The following is a 19,350-nucleotide window of genomic DNA, read 5'->3' as shown; positions in this document are numbered from 1 at the left end:
TTTATTTAAAAGTTTGAGGAGTATTTTTATATCATGGAAGCACAAAACAAACGCAATCGGATGTCCGCTGCGGGCCTCTTGATCGCGATTGGGATTGTCTACGGTGATATCGGGACCAGCCCTCTATACGTTATGAAGTCCGTCATTTCAGGTAATGGCGGGATCAATACCGTTAGCCGGGACCTGATTATCGGGACTATTTCCTTAATTTTATGGACCGTGACCGTCTTGACGACGATTCAAACGGTCGTTATCGCTTTGAAGGCAACCAACCACGGTGAAGGTGGTATCTTTGCCCTTTACGCCTTAATTAGAAAAAAGGCCGCCTGGCTGGTTTGGCCAGCCCTGATCGGGGGCGCGGCCATCTTAGCCGATGGGACTCTAACCCCGGCCGTGACCGTTACGACCGCTATTGAAGGGCTAAAGGGTCTGGAATTTGGCAAGGGCAACGTCCCAGTCAACAACCAGACCACCGTCTTGATCATCACCATCGTCATCTTGCTGGTCCTCTTCTCCATCCAAAGGATGGGGACCAGCATCATCGGGAAGGCTTTTGGACCAGTCATGTTTATCTGGTTCACTTTCTTAGGCCTAATGGGTTTGATCAATATCGGCGGTGACTGGACTATTCTCCAAGCTTTGAACCCATACTATGCGATCAAGCTTTTGTTTAGTCCTTACAACAAGGCTGGCTTTGCCATCTTGGGCTCCATCTTCCTGGCAACGACTGGGGCTGAAGCCCTCTATTCAGACGTTGGCCACGTCGGCAAGGGCAACATCATTGGCTCATGGCCATTCGTCTTTGTCTGCTTGTCCCTCAACTACTTTGGCCAAGGGATCTGGATCCTGCACAACACTGGGATGAAGTCAGCAACTGAAATCAACCCATTCTACGCCATGATTCCAGAAAGCATCCGTCTGGCTTCAATCGTTTTGGCAACCTTAGCCGCCATCATCGCTTCTCAAGCCCTGATCACCGGTTCCTTCACTTTAGTGGCAGAAGCCATCAACTTGAAATTCTTGCCAAGAATGAACATCCTCTACCCATCAGATGAAAGAGGCCAGATCTACATTCCAGCCATCAACAAGATGCTGGGCGCAACCACCATCGCTTTGGTTCTCTTCTTCAGAACCTCCGCTCACATGGAAGCAGCCTATGGTCTGTCCATCACCATCTCCATGCTGACGACGACCATCCTGCTTTACGAATGGCTGGTTCTCAAGCGCGGCCACAACTTGTGGAACACGATTTTTGTCGTCTTCTTCAGCACGATCAACATCCTCTTCATGGGTTCAAGCTTGAGCAAGTTTACCCACGGTGGTTACGTATCACTCTTGATCACCCTCTTGATCGCCGCTGTCATGGTTATTTGGTACTTCGGCAACAAGGTTCGGGACAAGAACGAATCTGTTAATGCTTACGTTCGCTTGGACGAATACACTGACATGCTGACTGACCTCAGCCACGATGACAACTACCCAACTTACGCTGACAACCTGGTTTACATGGCCAAGGTTAAGTACAACAAGTTCATCAAGCGGGAGATCCTTTACTCCATCTTGGACAAGCGGCCAAAGAGAGCGCGGGCTTACTGGTTCGTTTCTGTTAACGTCACTAACGACCCATTTACAGCCGAATACGCGGTCAACACTTTTGGCACCAAGAACGTGATCAACATCCAGCTCTACCTCGGCTTCAAGCGGCAGACAAGCGTTAACGTCTACTTGCGGCAGATCGTTCACGACCTGATCAAGGACAACACCATCGAAGCTCAGCCGCAGGAATACACGACCACTCCAGGCCGGGACGTTGGTGACTTCAAGTTCGTTATCGTTAACGACGTCATCTCGCCATCAACCACCCTGTCCTCTTTCCAAAAGTGGCTGGTTAAGGCCCGGGTACAGCTGCAAAACCTGTCACCAAACCCAGCTCAATGGTTTGGCCTGGAATTTGCCGACACGGTGATTGAACGCGTACCTTTGATCCTGGGTAAGCAGAAGCCGGAAAGAATCAAGCGGGTAGCCCCAATTGACTACAGCAAGACGGCCATCAACCCAGACAAGGTCAAGCTTGTTAGGCAAAAAAACAAGAAAAAGAAGTAACAAAGGCTATTTGACTAAATAGCCAAAAAACAAGAGCAGTCGTTGATGGAGCGGCTGCTTTTGTTTTGCTGTGAAAATGACCTTGCGGTCTAATATTAGTTCTTTTTAACTTCTTAAGCATTTAAAGAAAATGCAAAGAGTTTTTTCATTGAAGTTCACCAAACTGGTCATAAATTGGAAACAAAATCCCGTTATTATATAAGCATAGACAGAAGCAAAGAGCTTCTCCTATAAAATTACTTTTTCTTTTTTCCTCTTTTACACACAACACATTAGACAGACACACAGCAAAAAGGAAGCCAGATCGCTTGATCTGACTTCCTTTTGTTTTACTTTTTGGAAAAAGCCTACCAGATCTTAACCCGCTTGTCCTTTTCCAGGTACATCCCGTCACCTGGCTTGACGTCGAAGGTTTCGTAGAACTCGTCCTGGCATTGAGCTTGGACGTTAGCTCTTAATGGACCTGGCGCGTGGACGTCGATGGACACGATCATCTTAATGGCTGCTTCCAAAGACTTTTGCGCCCAGACTCTTGCCCAGTTGGCGTAGAAGTCCTTCAGGTCTTCCCCTTCTTCCTTGCATGCCGTCATGGCTGCCGTCAAGCCGCCTTGGTCAGCGATGTTTTCTGACACAATCTGCTTGCCGTTCAGGGTGCTTGGACCGTACTTGAGCCCGTCAAAGAGGTCGATTTCGGCTTGGGTCCGCTTGGCGAATTCCTTGTAGTCCTCTTCGGTCCACCAGTTCTTCAGGTTGCCGAATTCGTCGAATTGGGCACCGTTGTTGTCAAAGGCATGAGAAACTTCGTGGGCAATGACTGCACCGATCCCGCCGTAGTTGGCTGCCCGGCTTTGGTCCACACTGTAAAATGGCGCCTGCAAGATGGCCGCAGGGAAGGTGATATCGTTTCTTTGTGGGTCGTAGCAGGCGTTAACCAGGTCCCCTGGCATCAGCCATACCGTCCGGTCAACCGGCTTGGTCAATTTTTCCAAACTGTACTTGAGGCTTGCTTGGCCTGCAGCCTTCAAGTTGGAGTAAAGGCTGCCGCCTTCGCTAGCCGGAGTAACTTCCAAGCGGTTGTAGATTTCTTCAATCTTATCTGGGTAGCCCACCTTCAAGATCAGGGCTTGCAGCTTAACGATCGCCTTGTCCTTGGTTGATTGAGACAGCCAATCGTTTTCCGCAATCCGCTGTTCGTAAACCTTGAGCATACGGTGGATCATCCCTAAAACGTCATCCTTAGCGGCTTGACCAAAGTAGGTTTGACCGTAGTAAACACCGACCACTTCGCTAAAGGTGCCATCAGCCAAACGGAAGGCTTGCTTTTCCCCGTTGGCCAATTCTGGTTGTCCAGTCAAGGCTTGGTGGAATGGGAAGGCAGCTTCACGGAAGGCTTGAGACAAGCTGGAAGCTGCGCCGTTGATGAACTTGACGATCATCCAGCCCTTGATTTCGTCAAAGAGGTCGCCGTTAATCAAACTGTCAGCTTGGTCTAAGTAGCGTGGCTCGGAGTTGATCAAAGTGTCCACGTCTTGGCCCAGGTAATTCTTCAAGAAGCCAGCAATGTCAAAGTGGGTAAACTTAGCCTTGAAGTCGCCGCTAGCAATTGGGTTGTACATGGCTGGGTAGTCGGCCCATTCTTCGCTGGACTTCACGACCTTGGAAAGACGGCCGTCGTAAGCCAGGGCTTGGTCCACGTACTTTTCCGCGTCAGCTTCAGCTACGCCGGCCATGGTCAGCAGCTTGACACTTTGTTCTTTCAAAACGCCCAAAAGCTTTTCGGCATCGTCGCTTTGGTAGGTGGTGGTGTCAGGCAAGAAGACGCTGGGACCGCCAAAGTAGACGATGTTTTGCTTGGTATTTTTCATATCAGCATCAACCGAAACAGCAAAAGGCAGGTCAAAGCCAGCCTTGGCCAAGCCGGCCGCGTTTTGGTTAAATTCGTCCCAAGTCAGGGCTTGTAGCTGCTTCAAGTCGGCTTGGATTGGCGCAGCACCGTCGCTGTTTCGCTTGTCAAAGTCCTTGGCCAGCTTGTAGAGCTCAACGGCCTTGTTCAAGTTAGGCACGTCAGGAATTTCTTTTTTACCATTTGCAAAGGCCGCAAAGTCAGCCATCAAGGTCTTTTCAACATTGTCAGCGATTTGGACAAAGCTGCCCATGCTGGAGCGGTCAGCTGGGATTTCCAGCTTGTCCAGGTATTCGGAGTTAACCGCCAAATACAGGTTGTCTTGTGGGCGGGCGTCCTTGTTTAAAACAGTCGTGTCGCCGGCGCCGCCGCGTACGTTATTTTTCATCTTTTTCTCCTTTAAAAATTAGCAACCAGCTTGGTTGATAGCGCAAGCATTCTTTTCAGCTTGGATCTTGGCCATTTGTTCATCGGCTTCCTTAGGCCAGATTGGTTCAAAGCCGCGTGCTTTTAAGTAGCCTTCCCAGTCAAGGTTGACGCTGCCATCTGCTTCAGTGATGGCGGGAATGCCAGCGTTGCCAGCTTCTCTAGCTTCAGCGAAGGCTGGATTTTGGTCTCTCAAGCGCAGAAATTCTTTAAACTTTGGCATTGATTCGAAAATGTTGACGAATTGGTAGTCGATACCATACTTCTTAAAACTAGCTTCAAACGCGATGCAGTCAGGACAAAGCTTAGTCCCGTAAACTTTGAGCATGAACTTTACCTCCTATATTTTTCACTATTCTTTTATTTTACATTTTTACAAGGGAAAGCGTTATGGAAATGCTTTGCTTTTTAGCTAAAAAGACCAAGCCCACACGGCTTGGTCTTACAACTTATCTAAAATAATGCACCTGGTCCTTCAGCTTAGCCTTGAGCGGAACCAGAGCGATCAAGCACAGAAAAATCCCGCAGCTGGCCACGACAAACATGGTCTTGTAGCCAAATAGGTCAATCAAGGTCCCGCCAAACAGCGGCCCAAAGGCCCGGCCGACCCCGCTGGCCACCAAGGTTAAGCCCTGGTACTTGCCCTTGCTGGAATACGGCGACATGTCGTTGACATAGGCCGGAATCGCCGAAAAGGCGGTCGATTCACCCAAGGTTAGGATGGACATCGACAAGACGAAGCCCGGGTACGTTTTGGCAAAAATCAAGGTCAGCCAGGAAATGGCAAACATGAAAATGCCAAAAAAGATCTGCTGGTAGATCGTCTTAAAAATCCCCGGGAAGCGCGCCAAGATCAGCTGCACGACCACGATGATGCTGGCATTGATGGTCCACAAGGTGGAATACAGGTGGAAAGGAATCCCTAAGCTGACCATGTAAACGGAGAGGTTAGACTCCCAGTTCATGTACATCAACCAGGTTACGCCCAAGGTGATGAAGAAGCCCAGGGTCATGTAGAAATTGGCCTTTGGCATTGGCTCGGCCTTGGTCGGCGCTTGCCCACTCTTTTGCTTCTCTTTTCTTTCAGCATGGTAGGCAATGATTGGCCGGAACTTGGTCAAGGCCACAACCGTCCCGATCAAGAAAAGGCAGCTGGCGATGATAAAGAGCAAGTGGATGGAGTAGTCATAAAGATACCCCACGATCAGGGTCCCGATGACCACGCCCAGGTTCTGGGAGAAGTAGAGGATGTTAAAAATATACCGTCCTGGATACTTTTTCAAGCTGGTAGCGATGGAATTGACCAAGGCCCCATTCCAGCCACCCAAAAAGCCAGTGCAGACCAGCCAGAACCAGTAAATCGGCCAGCCATGGAAGAAGGCCATAGCCAGTAAGACTAGGGCGTCCAGACCCATCCCCCCGACAATCAAGGGATAGGGGTTGAACTTGTCAAACAAGCGCCCGCTAATCGTGGACCCCACCATGTTGGCTGCACAGTTGCAAAAAAGAACGATCCCGATCACCGACAGGCTGATCCCCAGCCTTTTATTCAGATAAACCGAAGTCAAGGGCCAGATAAAGCTGGCTCCAATCCAGGTGGCCAATTCTGCCACCACCAGCCAAGGTAGGCCAATTTCCGGCAAGGTCTGCTGACCATGTTTAGTTTTCACAAAGATCGTCCCCTTTCCTAATTTAATTCATTAACCTGATCACTTTTGCAAAAAGAAAAGCCCATGCAAGGCATGAACTGTTTCTTATCTATTTTATTATAAATCTTTCTTGCTGCCTTTTAAAGACCGGACATAGGTCGCGTCTTGCAAGACTTCCAAAACGCCCAGGTACTTGCCCTCGCTTCTGACCGCGATGTACTGGATGTAGACAAAGCGGCCCCGGATTTCAAACCAAAACTCGTGCTTGTCCTTTTTCCCGGTCCGCAGGTCGTCAACAATCTGCTTGACCTTGGACACGCTCTTGGGCATGTGGATGCTGAAGAGGTTCATCCCCAGGTCATTTTTAGAGTGGGGATAAAAGCCGCAATTGCCGCCAAAGAAGCGGATGGTGTCGGTATCGTCGACAAAGGCGATGTCAAACGGCATCACGCTGAACATGGCCCGGAGCTGGTCGACCCGCAGCCGCCCTTCCGCGAAGTCGACAAAGAGACTAGACAGCTGATTATCTTTTTCCCCATTTGCCTTTTCTCCTTCAGCCACGGCAACCTGCCGATCATAGTTTTCCTTTTCATTGCCGCCCAGGTTTTGGGCAAAAAGGTCCACCTGCGCATTCCACTTGGCGATGGTTTCGGGATTTTGCTTGAAGTCGGCAATTTCCTTGGCAGCCGGCTTCCAGTTGACCGGCGGGTTGATCAGGCAGTAGCCCACCTGGCCTTCATCTTCTTTCACCGCCTGCCAGTCTAATGGGCTGGCGACATCGGCCAAAAGCGGGATCATGATCGCTTCTTCTTTGAAGATCATCTCCGTCACTTCTTTAGCAGCCTGCTTGATCTTTTGAGCCAACAAGTCTGGATCAGGATTCTCCTTGCCAGCTTCGTCCTTGGCTTCCTTGATCCAGCGGCGGATGTCGTCATCAACGCCCCACATGACCTGGGGCGGCGCCGTAATCCCGTACTTGGTCATCAGGGGAAACATGGAAATTTCTTTTCTGGTGTAGTGCTTGTGGATCTGGCTGAGGTCAGCTAGTTCTTGCCGGATGGCAGCTAATTTTTCCTTTTTCCCAGCTAAAAATTTGTCCAGATCTGGCAAAAGGGCGTCGTTCACCAAGCTGGTCAAAACCAAGTTTTCCTGCTTCAATGTGTGAACCGGATGGCCCGGCTTTTCAAAGGCTGGCAGTTCTTCTTTTTCCCCGATGGCTCCCCGGAAAACCTCGGCGTGGACAGTGCAGAGGTTCTGGATTTCCTGGGGGGGAAGACCGCTAGCAATCAAAGCTCGCTCGGCTTCGGTGATTTCTTTGACGGAAACCTCGTCAAAGGCGGTTTGAAACATGCTCTTGGCCTGGTCAAAGTCGCCATCTTCTTGCAAAAAGCGCAAGATCTGCAAAATCTTGTCCTGCCGATCTTTTAGTGACAAAGCCATTAGTCGCTCACCTGATATCCTTTCTCTTCCAGCTTCTGCTTGAATTCAGCTAGGTCAAAGCCCATGGCCTGGCTACCCAATTTCAGGTTCATCACCCGGCCGACCGTGTTCAGCATCCCCGGGATCTTGATCCGGTCAAAGCCGATCGATGCCATGTCGTCAGCAAAGCTTGGATATTTGTCGGCAAAAGTCTTGATCGGGGTGTGGCAGTCGATTTGCTTTACCGTGTCTACGGAATTTTCCACCTTCTCTTGCTTCTTTTGCTCAGTTTCCTCCCCAATCCCCAGTTGCCTTTTGGCACTGTCAGACATCCGGTCAACGCTCCAAACCGGGTACCAGACCAGCTTGATATCAACCTGGTCAATCCCTGGCACTTCTAAGACCGCCTTTTTAATGGCTTGGTCCAAGTAGCCGCTTAAGGGGCAGCCCATCGTCGTCAGGGTCATGGTCACCGTGCAGTGGCCATCATCCAGGTCAATCCCGTAGATCAAGCCCAGGTTGACCACATCGACTAAGAGCTCGGGGTCTTCAACCTCCTGCAATTTTTCCAAAACTTGGTTGGCTAATTCTGCCTGCGTGACTTCCATATACCCTCTTTTCTAGCGAATCAGCTTGTCCCAGAGAACTGGGTGCTGGTCTGGCGTTGCCAGCGACTTTTGCACGTCAATGATCCGCTGGTTGCTGGACCCTCTAAATTGCAGGGTCAAGTCCTTCAGGTTGTCCATGAAGCGGCCATCAACCAGGATGTCGATCTTGTGCAGCATGTCCAGCTTGTCTGGGGTTTCTTTCAGCAATTCTTCCCAGGTATAGCCGGACCAGGACCAGATGTCCTTAGTGTGGCCAAATTCCTTTCTCACCCGGTCAATGATCTTGTTGCAGACCCAAGTATTTAAAAAGGGCTCCCCGCCAAGCAAGGTCAAGCCCTGGACGTAGGACTGACCAATGTCTTCGATGATCTGGTCTTCTAGTTCTTGCGTATAAGGGCGGCCATAGTTAAAGTTTTGCGCGGCCAGGTTGTAGCAGCCTGGGCAGTCAAAAAGGCAGCCGGATACGTAAAGTGAGCACCGCACCCCTTCCCCGTCAACGAAGTTAAAAGGCTTGTAGTCGGCAATCTTGTGCTTAGAGTGCTCTTCTGAGATCCATTCGCCAGGCTTGGGATTTTTAGGCATCCGCTTCATCTTTTTGACCGGGCCCTTGCCCTCAGTTTTTGGCTTATACTGGTTGGCATCGACAAAGACGGTTTCCCCGCCTACGCTGATTCTGATCAGGTTATCGCGGACGTCAGGTCCTTCTTGCTGGTTCTTGTCTTTTTCTGGCATGATTTTTCTCCTCAAAAGCTAACGATTCTGAATAAAAATAGGCAAGGCTCTCACCTTGCCTATTTTACTATCTTGGCTGTTTGATCACAATTTTAGTATTCGCTGTTCTTTTGCTTTTCAGCTGAAGCAGCTTCTTCAACAAGGCCCAAAGTCATGTGCTTTGCCCGGTGAGCAATTTCTTCATGACGGCCATGAACCATTGGCCGCTTCAGTGGGTTGCCCAAGTAGCCGCAAGTTCTCTTGACGCAGTCACAGGTTTCTGGGTTGTGGTTGCCACATTGTGGGCATTCAAAGCCCTTCGCCGTTGACTTGAATTCGCCAGCAAAGCCGCATTCGTAGCACTTGTCGATTGGGGTGTTGGTGCCCAGGTAGCCAACCTTGTCGTAAGCCCAGTCCCAAACTGCTTCCAGGGCTGCTGGGTTTTGCTTCAGGTTCGGGTATTCGCAGTAGTGGATGAAGCCGCCAGCTGCGTAGTATGGGTAGTCCTTTTCAAAATCCAGCTTTTCAAAAGGAGTTGGGTGCTTGCGGACGTCGTAGTGGAAGGAGTTGGTGTAGTAGTCCTTGTCCGTGATGTCCTTGACCTTGCCGAACTTTTCCGTGTCGAGACGGCAGAAGCGGTCAGTCAAGCTTTCGCTTGGCGTAGAGTAAACACTGTAGTGGTAGTGGTTAGGGTCTTCCTTTTCCCACTTAGCGCAGGCGTCGTGCATCTTCTTAACCACTTCCAGGGTGAAGGCCTTAGCTTCTGGGTTCTTTTCCCAGTTTGGACCGTAGAAGACAGTACCAACTTCGTACAGGCCGATGTAGCCAAGAGAAACCGTTGCGCGGCCGTTCTTGAAGAAATCGTTCACGTCGCCATCATCGCCCACGCCCTTGCCAAAGGCACCGTATTCGTACAGAGTCGGTGCGTTGACTGGCTTGGCTTCAGTTACCCGGTGAGCCTTGAATTCAACGGCTTGGCGGCAAAGGGCCAAACGGTCGTTGAAGATTTCCCAGAAGCGGCCCATGTCGCCCTTGCTTTCCATGGCGATTCTTGGCAGGTTCATGGTAACCACGCCCAGGTTCATCCGGCCAGAGTTGACCTCTTGGCCGTTTTCATCCTTCCAGCCTTGGAGGAAGGAACGGCAGCCCATTGGCGCCTTGAAAGAGCCAGTGATATCGATAATCTTGTCGTAGCTCAAAACGTCTGGGTACATTCTCTTGGTTGCACATTCCAAAGCCAGGCGCTTTACGTCGTAGTTAGGGTCGGTTGGGTGCAGGTTCAACCCCTTCTTCAAAGTGAAGACCAGCTTCGGGAAGATGGCAGTACGGTGCTCTCTGCCCAAGCCTTCGATGCGGACCTTCAGAATATCCTTTTGGATTTCCTTTTCAATCCAGCTCGTGCCTAAGCCAAAGCCCAAAGTAGTAAATGGGGTTTGCCCTTGGCTGGAGAACATAGTGTTGATCTCGTATTCAAGACTTTGCATGGCATCGTAGATGTCCTTCTTGGTGCGCTTTTTAGCAAAAGCTTCCACCTTGTCTTCATCATCGATGAATTCGCGAGCTTCTTCCAGGTGCTTTTGGTAGTTCTTTTCGGCAAAAGGAGCCAGAACTTCGTCGCAGCGGTCAAAAGAGCAGCCGCCGTATTGGCTGGAAGCCACGCTGGTGATGATTTGCGCTACTTGGCTAGTGGCCACCCGGATGGAGTTTGGTACTTCCACAAAGGCGTTGCCGATCTTGAAGCCGTGGTTGAGCATGTAGTCAAAGTCGATTAAGCAGCAGTTGGACATTGGTGACAGGGGCGTGTAGTCCAAGTCGTGCCAGTGGATGTCCCCGCGCAGGTGGGCCTTGGCGATGTGCTGCGGCATCAAGGTCAAGCCAACCGTCTTGCCGACCGTCCCGGCAGTCAAATCTCTTTGAGTGGCAAAAACGTCAGAGTCCTTGTTGGCATTTTCGTGAACGATGCTTGGGTCCTTGTCAACCAGCTTGGCCAACCGGCGCTTGGTGTCGGTTTGTTCAGCCCAGAATTCTTCGTCTTCTTGGCGCTTGGCTTCGTATTCCTTGGCTTCGTCCAAAAAGCCCAGTTCGTTCAGGCTTTCCTTGAAGTCCTTGTGGACAGTTGCCGCATCAACCGTGTAGGCTGCAAGCTTGCCATACAGCTTGTCCAAAACGGCTTCCTTGGTTTCTAAGTCAGTCAGGCCCAGTTCGTCCAAGACGATTTCCAACTTGAATTGTTCAAATTTAAAGGAAGCACCATCTCTCTTAATAAACTTCTTTGGTGCGTTGGCAAACTTTAAGTCTGCAGCTTCTGGTGCTGGCTTTAACATGATCATCTACCTCTTATCTTTTTCGTTTCTTGCTTATCCACAATTTTAAGCTTATCTTGTGGATTAAATGTTGATAACCACTATATATGGTTTCCTCTATGGATTAAGCATAGCACAAAATACCAGATCTTGTGGTCTAGACAAAGGGCAAAAAATGACAAGTCGTAAAGACGGATTCAGTGATCACGCCCGCTTAGGCCCGTATAGTTTAAAAAAAAGAATATTTTGTTCGACAAAATATTTTTAACAATTTGAAGCAGATTCAAAATCCTTTGCAAAAGTTCAAAAGCACATAAAAAAGGCCTTGACTCTTCGTCAAGGCCCGCCGATTTTTCCAGACAATGTCCACCGCCACCGCCATGTAGATGCCAACGGTATTAATCATTTCACTTCCTCCCCTCTATAATCGATATTACTAGATATTGTGTTTTAATTTATAATGCTTTGCCAATTAATTCTTTCTTCTTACTTCTATTTTATTTGTCATTTAGCCCTTTGACCACCAAATTTTGGTATAACGCACTAATTTTTAGGTATAAAAAAACTGCCAAAATTATTGGCAGTTTCTTCTCTCTATATAGGACTATATAAGGCTGTTTAGGCTACTTTTTGTCAAAGTATTGACCCTTGTTGACCTGGAAGTAGGTCTTGAAGCGCTTGTAGTAGTTGTGGAACATGTACTTCATCAGGAGCCAGCGCTTGAAGGAAGCATCTTGGTCGTAAAAGACGGTCGTGCCCACTTGGCCAGCCGCAATCAGCTTCATAGCAGTGTCCTTAGCCTCATTTTCTACCGCATATTCCGCAAAAATCTTCTCTGGTACGCCTAGCCAGAGCATGTGGCCACTTTCCAGCTTGTTGCCGTAAACCGTCTCCTGGCCCGCTAATTTGTCTTCTACGTAGTCGTCAATGTACCACTTGGCCAAGTTGTAGCCGTTCAAAGTCACATAGAAGCTGGAGCGGCCTTGGCGCAAGTTGATTTCAAAGAACTTGTATTGACCGTCTCTTGAGTCGTACTTGATGTCGAAGTTGGCCATGCCGACATAGTTGATTTTTTCCAAAAAACTCTGCACGGTCTCATAGAGCTTTTCGTCGTAGTCTGGCAAGATGGCCATATAGTTGCCGATGGATTGCGGGGTTGGGTCTTCCAAAAGCGGGTGACCCAGGCACATCATCTTGACTTGGTGATGCTTATCAACGTAAGCGTTCAGAACTCGCATGTTGGAGTCGTCGCCTGGGATAAAGTCTTGGAGGATCAAGTCTTCTTTGTAGCCGTTAGTGTAGATCTTGCCCACGATATCCTTAAATTCAGCTAAGTCTTTGATGACAAAAGCCTTCTTCCGTCCTTCGAATTGGACATCCAGCCAAGAAACTGGGTCTTCTGGCTTCAAGGCAACTGGGAAGGAAAATGGCACGTCAGCGTAAGACCCATCTTGGTAGTCAGCCATGGTGATGATCTTGGTCTTCGGGTATGGCAGGCCGTATTCTTCACAAACTTCGTAAAAGCCTTCTTTAGAAATCAGCTTTTCCAACATGTCGTAGTTGATGTAAGGAACGATGAAGGTACCTTCTAATTCTGCCTTGTGCTTGGCGAGCAGCTCGGCATAGCCATCCCCGCAGGCAATCAGGATTACTGGTTCTTCGTGGTTTTGGTATTCCTTGATCTTTTCCTGCATCACGTTCATAAAACCAGGGTCTTCGGCAAAACCGGGGTGAACTTCGACATCCACGATCTTGGAATAGCGGGTGGCGGCCAGCTGGCTGGCGGCCCAAGCCTGGACCTTGATGCCATAGGCTTCGTTGAAAGACCGGGCCATGCCATAGACGTTAATGTCGCTGCCCAGCAGAATCGGTGTAAATTTAACCATTGTCTTTGTTTTTTCTCTCTAATCTCTTTTATCTCTACTGCTTTTACTAATTGCTTGAGTTTTTTACAGCAGCTTGCCTTGAGAAATCAGGCTGGCTACTTCTGGTTGGACATGCTGATACTTGCGGACCGTTTCTTCGTAGTCAACGAAGAAGAGCTTGTACCAAACCAGGAAGGTGTAAATCGCCCAGATTTGCCGGCGGTGGGAGCCGTCGCCTTCGTAGTTTTCGTCCAAAAGGTCAATGATCTTCTTTTGGTCAAAGATGTCATTGACGAAGCTTTCGCTGAAGAGCTCCCGAACTTGCTTGTAGAAGCGTTCTTCCTTCAGCCATTGCTTGATTGGGGTTGGGAACCCGAGTTTTGGCCGCTTAGCCCATTCATCTGGCAGGACTTGTTCTGAAGCCTTCCGCAGCGCGTACTTGGTGTCGTACTTGTTGACCAGGTACTTGGTTGGGATGGAGTTGGCCAGTTCGGCAATCTTTTTGTCCAAATAAGGAACGCGGAGTTCCAGGGAGTGGGCCATGGAGATCTTGTCAGCCTTTTGCTCGATGTCGTTCAGCATGAAGTGGTGGAGGTCGATGTACTGCATCTGCTTAACGTTGTCGACGTCCTTGACCTTCTTGAAGTCTTCTTGGTAGATGCCGTTAACCGTCAGCTTGTTGCGGTAGCTTGGCTGCAAGATGGCGTTAGCATCCTTAGAGGTAAAGATGGTTGGGTAGTCCATGTCGTAGATGACAGATTGACCAACGTAGAATTCGCTTGGCTCAGCCAGGTTGGTGTAAAGGTGGACCTTGCCTGGGAAGTTTGGCATCTTCTTGATCTTGTGAGCCAGCTTAACCCGCTTGCCCTTAGGAAGCTTTTTCAGCTTAGAAGTAAAGACCTTGATCACATTGTTGTGGGTGTGCATCCCGTAGTTAACGTATCCGGCAAAAAGCTCGTCGGCCCCTTCCCCGGACAGGGCAACCGTCACGTGCTTGCGGGCAAGCTTGCACAGGTACCACAAAGGAATAATGGATGGGTTGGCATCTGGTTCATCCATGTGGTACTGCATTTCTGGGAAGTCGCGCATGGCTTCTTCTGACTTCACCTTGTCAGCGTAGAAGTGCCAGCCATTGATGTCAGACAAGGCCTTGGCCTTAGAAGCTTCATCGTAGGTGTTGTCGTCAAAGCCGATTGAGAAGACTTCGTCTGGGTCTAAGAGGGCCGTCAAGAAGCTGGAGTCAACCCCTTCACTGAGGAAGGCCCCAACCTTAACGTCGGCATTCCGGTAGAGGTCAACGGTTTCCTTCAAGTCTTCGTTGATCTTCTTGATGGTTTCTTCGAAACTAAGGTTATTTTCCTTGTATTCGGCATCCCAGTATTGGTGGGTGGTCATCTTGCCGTCCTTGTATTCAAACCAGTGGCCTGGCTGGAAGCGGTAGACGCCCTTGAAGAAGGTTTCCTTCAGGTCGTTATACTGGTTCATCAGGTATGGCTTAACGGCTTCGGTGTTCAGTTCCTTTTTAAAATGAGGGAAGGCTAAAAAGCTCTTCAGTTCTGAACCCACCAAGAGGTGACCGTCAACGTCTTGGTAGTACATCGGCTTGATGCCGAAGAAATCGCGGGCACCGTACATGGTTTGGGTGTTGTCATCCCAAATCACGAAGGCAAACATCCCTCTAACCTTCTTCAAGAGGCCGTCCATGCCCCATTCTTCATAGCCGTGCAGGAGGACTTCGGTATCGGCTTTGGTGGTGAAGGTGTGGCCCGCCTTGATCAGGTCTTCTCTTAAAGGCTTGAAGTTGTAGATTTCCCCGTTAAAAATAATGGCCCGGCTGCGGTCTTCGTTATAAATTGGCTGACTGCCCCCGCGCAAGTCGATAATCGACAATCGTCTAAAGCCCAAGGCTACCTTGTCGTTGGTGTACATGCCATCGCTGCTTGGCCCCCGGTGCTTGATGGTTTCCATCATCTTCCCAATGGCTTTTTGCTTGTCATTAATTTCTGGATCGTAAAAGGCGACAATTCCGCACATAGTTTATCTTCCTTAATCTAGTTATTTCCTAAAGTCAACTTCTTATTATAAAACAAGGACTCTAATGTTCAAAGAGTCCTTGTCAATCTTAAACTAAATGAAAAAAATTCTTCTTCTGGTAGCTGCTCCATAGCCAAAAGCCTTGATCCGCCGTCTGGATAAGTCAACATTGACAATGTAGCCAGCGAATTCGTTTTGGTGGTCCATCTTCCGGTTTAGATTTTTATTATACTTGGTGGTCAATTGGTGGCTTGGCCCCATGAGGGCTGAGCAATTGAAAAGGATGTACTGGATCCCGTTGATCCGGTACTGGTCTTCCACGTGCCGGTGGCCGCAGAAATAAGCAATGATCTTGGCGTCTTGCACCTTGGTAAAGTCAAAGTCGTTGCTCAAGCGGAATTCCGGCGGCACATCCTTGCTGGAGTGCATGCGGCCCTTTTCCTTTTGGTTAAAGGCCACTAAAAGCTCATGGAGAGACCGGCCATTATACTTCAAGGCATTGCCGCCCTTGCGGTTGATGGGGTTGGCATGGCTCATGAGGACGATCTGCTTGCCGCTTGACTGCTGCAAGATTTCGATTAATTCCTGCACCTGGTCTTCCCGGATGCCTAGGGTGATTTTCACGTCATACTTCTTTTGACCTTTTTCATCCAAAATATAAGGAATGTCAGACGTATTCAGGCTGATCACCCGGACATGGCCCTTGTCAAACCAGGCAACGCCATGCTGCTTGGAGAGATAGTGCAGCTTTCTTTGCTGATACATCTCCGGCCACATCAGCTTTTCAAACTCCCGCTCCGGGAAGCTGGCCTTCAGGTCATGGTGCTCGTCAAACTTATCGTTTTCGTCATGGTTGCCCTTGATCATCAAGTACGGCACCTTGGATGACTTAAAGGAGTCGCGCAGCTTCATCAGTTCGCTTTCGCTAATGAGGCCAGCGTCAGACCCATCAATCCAGTCGCCCAGGTGGCACTTGAAGTCTAAGATGTCCAGGTCATCCAGATAGGAAAATTCCCGGACGTGCATTAGGCCGTTCCAGCCATAAAAGTCCAGGCTGTCCACGTTTTTAAAGTGGGTGTCGGTGATGACGCCAATATTGACGGAATCGTCGCCTTCTCGCACTTCTTTTTTCACGTCGCGGACAAAGCGGCGCAGGTAGTCTTCCACTACGTAGCGCCGGCCCGTCTTCCGGCTTCGAAAAGCCTTGAACCGCTTTAATTCCGGCACAAATTTCCGGTCATATTCTGCCGCTAGCCCCTCAGTGTCTTCTGGACTCAGAGCTTGGTGCAAAACGCCTTGGTCGTCTTGGTAGACAGTCAAGGTAAATGGCCGGTCATCGGGCGTTGCATCGCGAGCATCGACATGGTACTCCCCTACCGTCAGATACTTCTGCATTGGGTCTAAGAGCTCGCCACCGCCTTTTTCGACAGCATGCAGCTTAGACGCGCCCACTGCTTTATCGATAATTCCCTTAGTATATTTAAAGATGTCCATTTCTACCCAACTTATCCTCAAAGCCTAAAATCAGAAAAAGCCGGCTGCCACCGGCTTGCGATTACAGATTTTCTGCTAATGCATGCGCTGCTAAGCCCAAAGACAATACTGCGTCTTTTGACAAAACGCTGCGGACGTCTTCAGGTGCAATGGCCAGCGTAGCACCAATCACCTTTAAGCCGTAAACCAAAACGTGCATGTCCTCGCGTGCTACGTAGCTGTCATCAGCGTAGGCATTTTCATGGTTGTAAGTGAAGTTGATCTCATCCTTGTCAACGAAGCCGTCAACGTGGTTGGTCAAGATCCGGTCATGCAGGTCACCGAGCTTGCTGCTTAAATTAGTTAAGGCCAAGTAGTGGTCGCTTTCCGTTTCGTAGTATTCATCTTCAGTTCGGTCAAAATACTTGCTGATTGGATCGTTCAATACGCCCAAGTCATCAATTGCTTGGTAAACCCGAGCCGTGTCTAACTTTTCTTCACCGTTAAGAATTTTGTCTTGAGCTGCAGCTAATTCATCAGCCAGCTCCATGGTTGCTAATTTGTCCATGATGTCCTCCTTGCAGTCTTAACCTAATTATAACAAAAACTAGCCCCCCGTTAGCCTTTTTTACTCGGACACGAGCGCTTTTTTTCGCGCATTAAGCGCCCTAACTGCTGGGCATTTCTATCTTATTATAATGCTTATGGGGGCCATTAGGCAAAAAGTGCTTGTTCGGGCTAAAATTAATACAAAATGAGAAAAAGATTGGACGAATTTAATTTTGATGCTATAATGAACTTAGTCTTAATAAGTTCCGCTTTTTACTTATTAACCCAGTAATTTTATTTTTGTGTAATTGTCTAAATAATTGTCTGTGATCTTTTAGGAGGCATTTTTATGAAAAAGCGCGCCTTTTTAGCCAGCAGTACCTTCTTGGCAGCCGCTGCTCTTTTAACCGCATGTTCATCTAATAAATCATCTTCATCCAGCAAGAGTCAAAGCATTTCCTGGATGAATACGGCCGAAATCAACACTTTGGACGCATCTAAAGCCACTGACCAAGCTTCTTACGAACAAATCAACAACATTGAAGAAGGACTGTACTTGCTAGGCAAGAACGCCAAGGTGCAAAATGCCTTAGCCACTAAGACCACGACCTCTAAGGATGGCAAAACTTGGACTTTTACCTTGAGAAAGAATGCCAAATGGTCTAACGGCGATCCCGTTACTGCTCAAGACTTCGTCTATTCTTGGCGCAGAACGGTTGACCCAAAGACAGCTTCAGAATATTCCTATCTGTTTAGCGGCATCACCAACGCCGACCAAATCGTGGCTGGCAAGAAGAAGCCTGCAACTTTAGGTATCAAGGCTGACGGCAAGTACAAACTGACCGTTACCTTGGAAAAGCGGATCCCATACTTCAAGCTTTTGATGGCCTTCCCACTCTTCTTCCCACAAAACCAAAAGTTTATCGAAAAGGCCGGCTCTAAGTACGGTACTTCTTCTAAGTACATGATCTACAATGGTCCATTCGTTCAAAAGGGCTGGACTGGATCAAACCTGTCTTGGAAATTGGTTAAAAACAAGAATTACTGGGACAAGAAGAGCGTTAAACTCGACAACGTGAAGTTCTCCGTTCAAAAGACGCCTGCAACTGACTACAACCTCTACCAAAGCGGCAAGCTGGACGCAGCCTTTTTGGACGCATCAGCAACTCGTTCACTCAAGGGCAAGACCGGCTACACCCAACGGAAGATGTCATCAACCCAATATCTGTCCTACAACTTGAAGAAGCGTAAGGAATTCCAAAACGTTTATCTCCGGCAAGCTATCTCCTTGGCAATCAACCGGAAGGAATTGGTTAAGACCCTGGGCGGCGCTGCTACAACTGCGGATACTTTTGACCCAGACGGCATGACCACGGTTGGCGGCAAGGACTACACGGATACTGTGAGAAACGCCGACACCAAGAAGCACGACACTTACAACGTTGCCTTGGCAAAGCAATTGTACAAAAAGGCTTTGAAGCAATTAGGCAAGAAGTCAATCAGCTTCACTCTCCTTGGCGACGATGACGATACGGCAAAGAAGGCAGCTGAATTCGTTCAAAGTCAACTGGAAACCAACCTGAAAATGGATGTCAGCGTCCAAAGCATCCCTAAGAAGACAAGACTTAACCGGATGATGAGCGGCAACTTCGATGTCGTTTCAACTGGTTGGAATGCCGACTTCTCTGACCCAATCTCCTTCCTTGACTTGCAAGTAACCGGCAACTCTTACAACTATGGCAAGTGGTCCAACAAGACCTACGACAAGTACGTTGCCGCATCTAAGACTACTAGCTCGACTAGTGAACGCTTCAGCGACATGGCCAAGGCAGAACAAGTTTTGCTTGAACAGCAAGGCGTAACGCCACTCTACCACCCAATCGAAGCCTGGATGGTTAAGCCCAACATCAAGGGCGTTATCTACAACGGGGCCGGTGCAAACTACAGCTTCAAGTACGCTTACGTAAAATAGTAATTAGTAGCAAGACAAGCAACCGCCATGGCGGTTGCTTGTTTTTTGTGTGGAGGCGGTGGCGGCCGGGCAGGCCAGTAGGTTTGTGGGCAATTCTTGTGGGCAAGTCGCCCCCAATCTATGTCAACCGGCTGCGATTTTGCCGATTTTTGCCCCCAATCTATGTCAACCAACTCCATTTTTCCTAAAATTCGCCCCCGTTTTATGTCAACCAACTCCATTTTTCCTAAAATCGGCCCCCGTTTTATGTCAACCGACTCTATTTTTCCTAAAATTTGCCCCCGTTTTATGTCAACCGAGCTCTTTTTTCTAAAAATATGCCCCCAATCTATGTC

The 19,350-nt window shown here is 48.9% G+C and carries 14 protein-coding genes and 1 pseudogene; 3 read left to right on the top strand and 12 right to left on the bottom strand.

Features of this window, described 5'->3' with window-relative positions; translation table 11 throughout:
• The first annotated feature begins 33 nt into the window (after window positions 1-33).
• Window positions 34-2,103 carry a KUP/HAK/KT family potassium transporter gene (locus FC20_RS02145; protein WP_008463572.1) on the top strand — a complete coding sequence of 690 codons (2,070 nt, stop codon included), beginning with the start codon at window positions 34-36 and terminating at the stop codon, window positions 2,101-2,103.
• Between the two features lie 347 nt (window positions 2,104-2,450).
• Here the strand turns inward: FC20_RS02145 and FC20_RS02140 are convergent, their stop codons facing one another.
• From FC20_RS02140 to FC20_RS02090, 12 genes are all read right to left on the bottom strand, one after another.
• Window positions 2,451-4,394, bottom strand: a complete 1,944-nt coding sequence (locus FC20_RS02140) for a M13 family metallopeptidase (RefSeq protein WP_008463573.1) — start codon at window positions 4,392-4,394, stop codon at window positions 2,451-2,453.
• 18 nt (window positions 4,395-4,412) lie between these two features.
• Window positions 4,413-4,760, bottom strand: a complete 348-nt coding sequence (locus tag FC20_RS02135; RefSeq protein WP_008463575.1) for a glutaredoxin domain-containing protein — start codon at window positions 4,758-4,760, stop codon at window positions 4,413-4,415.
• A gap of 121 nt (window positions 4,761-4,881) precedes the next feature.
• Window positions 4,882-6,102 carry an MDR family MFS transporter gene (locus tag FC20_RS02130; protein ID WP_008463577.1) on the bottom strand — a complete coding sequence of 407 codons (1,221 nt, stop codon included), beginning with the start codon at window positions 6,100-6,102 and terminating at the stop codon, window positions 4,882-4,884.
• A 96-nt stretch (window positions 6,103-6,198) separates the two neighbouring features.
• Window positions 6,199-7,521 carry a DUF438 domain-containing protein gene (locus FC20_RS02125; protein ID WP_008463578.1) on the bottom strand — a complete coding sequence of 441 codons (1,323 nt, stop codon included), beginning with the start codon at window positions 7,519-7,521 and terminating at the stop codon, window positions 6,199-6,201.
• Window positions 7,521-8,108, bottom strand: a complete 588-nt coding sequence (locus FC20_RS02120) for an iron-sulfur cluster assembly protein (protein WP_008463579.1) — start codon at window positions 8,106-8,108, stop codon at window positions 7,521-7,523. The genes FC20_RS02125 and FC20_RS02120 overlap by 1 nt, the downstream gene beginning before the upstream one ends.
• A gap of 12 nt (window positions 8,109-8,120) precedes the next feature.
• Window positions 8,121-8,840: an anaerobic ribonucleoside-triphosphate reductase activating protein gene (nrdG, locus tag FC20_RS02115; protein ID WP_008463580.1), complete on the bottom strand. Its 720-nt coding sequence runs from the start codon at window positions 8,838-8,840 to the stop codon at window positions 8,121-8,123.
• A 92-nt stretch (window positions 8,841-8,932) separates the two neighbouring features.
• Window positions 8,933-11,143: an anaerobic ribonucleoside-triphosphate reductase gene (gene nrdD, locus FC20_RS02110; protein ID WP_056945295.1), complete on the bottom strand. Its 2,211-nt coding sequence runs from the start codon at window positions 11,141-11,143 to the stop codon at window positions 8,933-8,935.
• A 262-nt stretch (window positions 11,144-11,405) separates the two neighbouring features.
• Window positions 11,406-11,528 carry a hypothetical protein gene (locus tag FC20_RS10995; RefSeq protein ID WP_008460534.1) on the bottom strand — a complete coding sequence of 41 codons (123 nt, stop codon included), beginning with the start codon at window positions 11,526-11,528 and terminating at the stop codon, window positions 11,406-11,408.
• Window positions 11,529-11,745: 217 nt separating this feature from the next.
• Window positions 11,746-13,008: a carboxylate--amine ligase gene (locus FC20_RS02105; protein ID WP_056945294.1), complete on the bottom strand. Its 1,263-nt coding sequence runs from the start codon at window positions 13,006-13,008 to the stop codon at window positions 11,746-11,748.
• Between the two features lie 63 nt (window positions 13,009-13,071).
• Entirely contained in the window at window positions 13,072-15,021 is a 1,950-nt protein-coding gene (asnB, locus tag FC20_RS02100; RefSeq protein ID WP_008462152.1) for an asparagine synthase (glutamine-hydrolyzing), read from the bottom strand.
• Between the two features lie 93 nt (window positions 15,022-15,114).
• Window positions 15,115-16,515: a metallophosphoesterase family protein gene (locus FC20_RS02095; RefSeq protein ID WP_008462154.1), complete on the bottom strand. Its 1,401-nt coding sequence runs from the start codon at window positions 16,513-16,515 to the stop codon at window positions 15,115-15,117.
• Window positions 16,516-16,576: 61 nt separating this feature from the next.
• Window positions 16,577-17,062: a hypothetical protein gene (locus FC20_RS02090; protein ID WP_008462156.1), complete on the bottom strand. Its 486-nt coding sequence runs from the start codon at window positions 17,060-17,062 to the stop codon at window positions 16,577-16,579.
• A gap of 330 nt (window positions 17,063-17,392) precedes the next feature.
• Between FC20_RS02090 and FC20_RS02085 the strand changes: the two genes are divergently transcribed.
• The gene (locus tag FC20_RS02085; RefSeq protein WP_008462157.1) at window positions 17,393-19,015 is read left to right on the top strand and encodes a peptide ABC transporter substrate-binding protein; all 1,623 of its coding nucleotides are present in this window, start codon (window positions 17,393-17,395) and stop codon (window positions 19,013-19,015) included.
• Window positions 19,016-19,111: 96 nt separating this feature from the next.
• Window positions 19,112-19,350, top strand: a pseudogene (locus tag FC20_RS10245) (hypothetical protein); the annotation flags it as partial.

This window comes from Lactobacillus equicursoris DSM 19284 = JCM 14600 = CIP 110162, assembly GCF_001434815.1.
Taxonomy (GTDB): Bacteria; Bacillota; Bacilli; order Lactobacillales; family Lactobacillaceae; genus Lactobacillus; species Lactobacillus equicursoris.
This window is presented reverse-complemented; position numbering and strand designations above follow the sequence as displayed.

What these genes read in the sequence shown, in the direction of transcription:
- FC20_RS02085 (WP_008462157.1), top strand. Translation starts at nt 17,393, where the DNA reads ATGAAAAAGCGCGCCTTTTTAGCCAGCAGTACCTTCTTGGCAGCCGCT.
- FC20_RS02120 (WP_008463579.1), bottom strand. Translation starts at nt 8,108, where the DNA reads ATGGAAGTCACGCAGGCAGAATTAGCCAACCAAGTTTTGGAAAAATTG.
- FC20_RS02105 (WP_056945294.1), bottom strand. Translation starts at nt 13,008, where the DNA reads ATGGTTAAATTTACACCGATTCTGCTGGGCAGCGACATTAACGTCTAT.
- nrdG (WP_008463580.1), bottom strand. Translation starts at nt 8,840, where the DNA reads ATGCCAGAAAAAGACAAGAACCAGCAAGAAGGACCTGACGTCCGCGAT.
- FC20_RS02125 (WP_008463578.1), bottom strand. Translation starts at nt 7,521, where the DNA reads ATGGCTTTGTCACTAAAAGATCGGCAGGACAAGATTTTGCAGATCTTG.
- FC20_RS02090 (WP_008462156.1), bottom strand. Translation starts at nt 17,062, where the DNA reads ATGGACAAATTAGCAACCATGGAGCTGGCTGATGAATTAGCTGCAGCT.
- asnB (WP_008462152.1), bottom strand. Translation starts at nt 15,021, where the DNA reads ATGTGCGGAATTGTCGCCTTTTACGATCCAGAAATTAATGACAAGCAA.
- FC20_RS10995 (WP_008460534.1), bottom strand. Translation starts at nt 11,528, where the DNA reads ATGATTAATACCGTTGGCATCTACATGGCGGTGGCGGTGGACATTGTC.
- FC20_RS02135 (WP_008463575.1), bottom strand. Translation starts at nt 4,760, where the DNA reads ATGCTCAAAGTTTACGGGACTAAGCTTTGTCCTGACTGCATCGCGTTT.
- FC20_RS02095 (WP_008462154.1), bottom strand. Translation starts at nt 16,515, where the DNA reads ATGGACATCTTTAAATATACTAAGGGAATTATCGATAAAGCAGTGGGC.
- nrdD (WP_056945295.1), bottom strand. Translation starts at nt 11,143, where the DNA reads ATGTTAAAGCCAGCACCAGAAGCTGCAGACTTAAAGTTTGCCAACGCA.
- FC20_RS02145 (WP_008463572.1), top strand. Translation starts at nt 34, where the DNA reads ATGGAAGCACAAAACAAACGCAATCGGATGTCCGCTGCGGGCCTCTTG.
- FC20_RS02140 (WP_008463573.1), bottom strand. Translation starts at nt 4,394, where the DNA reads ATGAAAAATAACGTACGCGGCGGCGCCGGCGACACGACTGTTTTAAAC.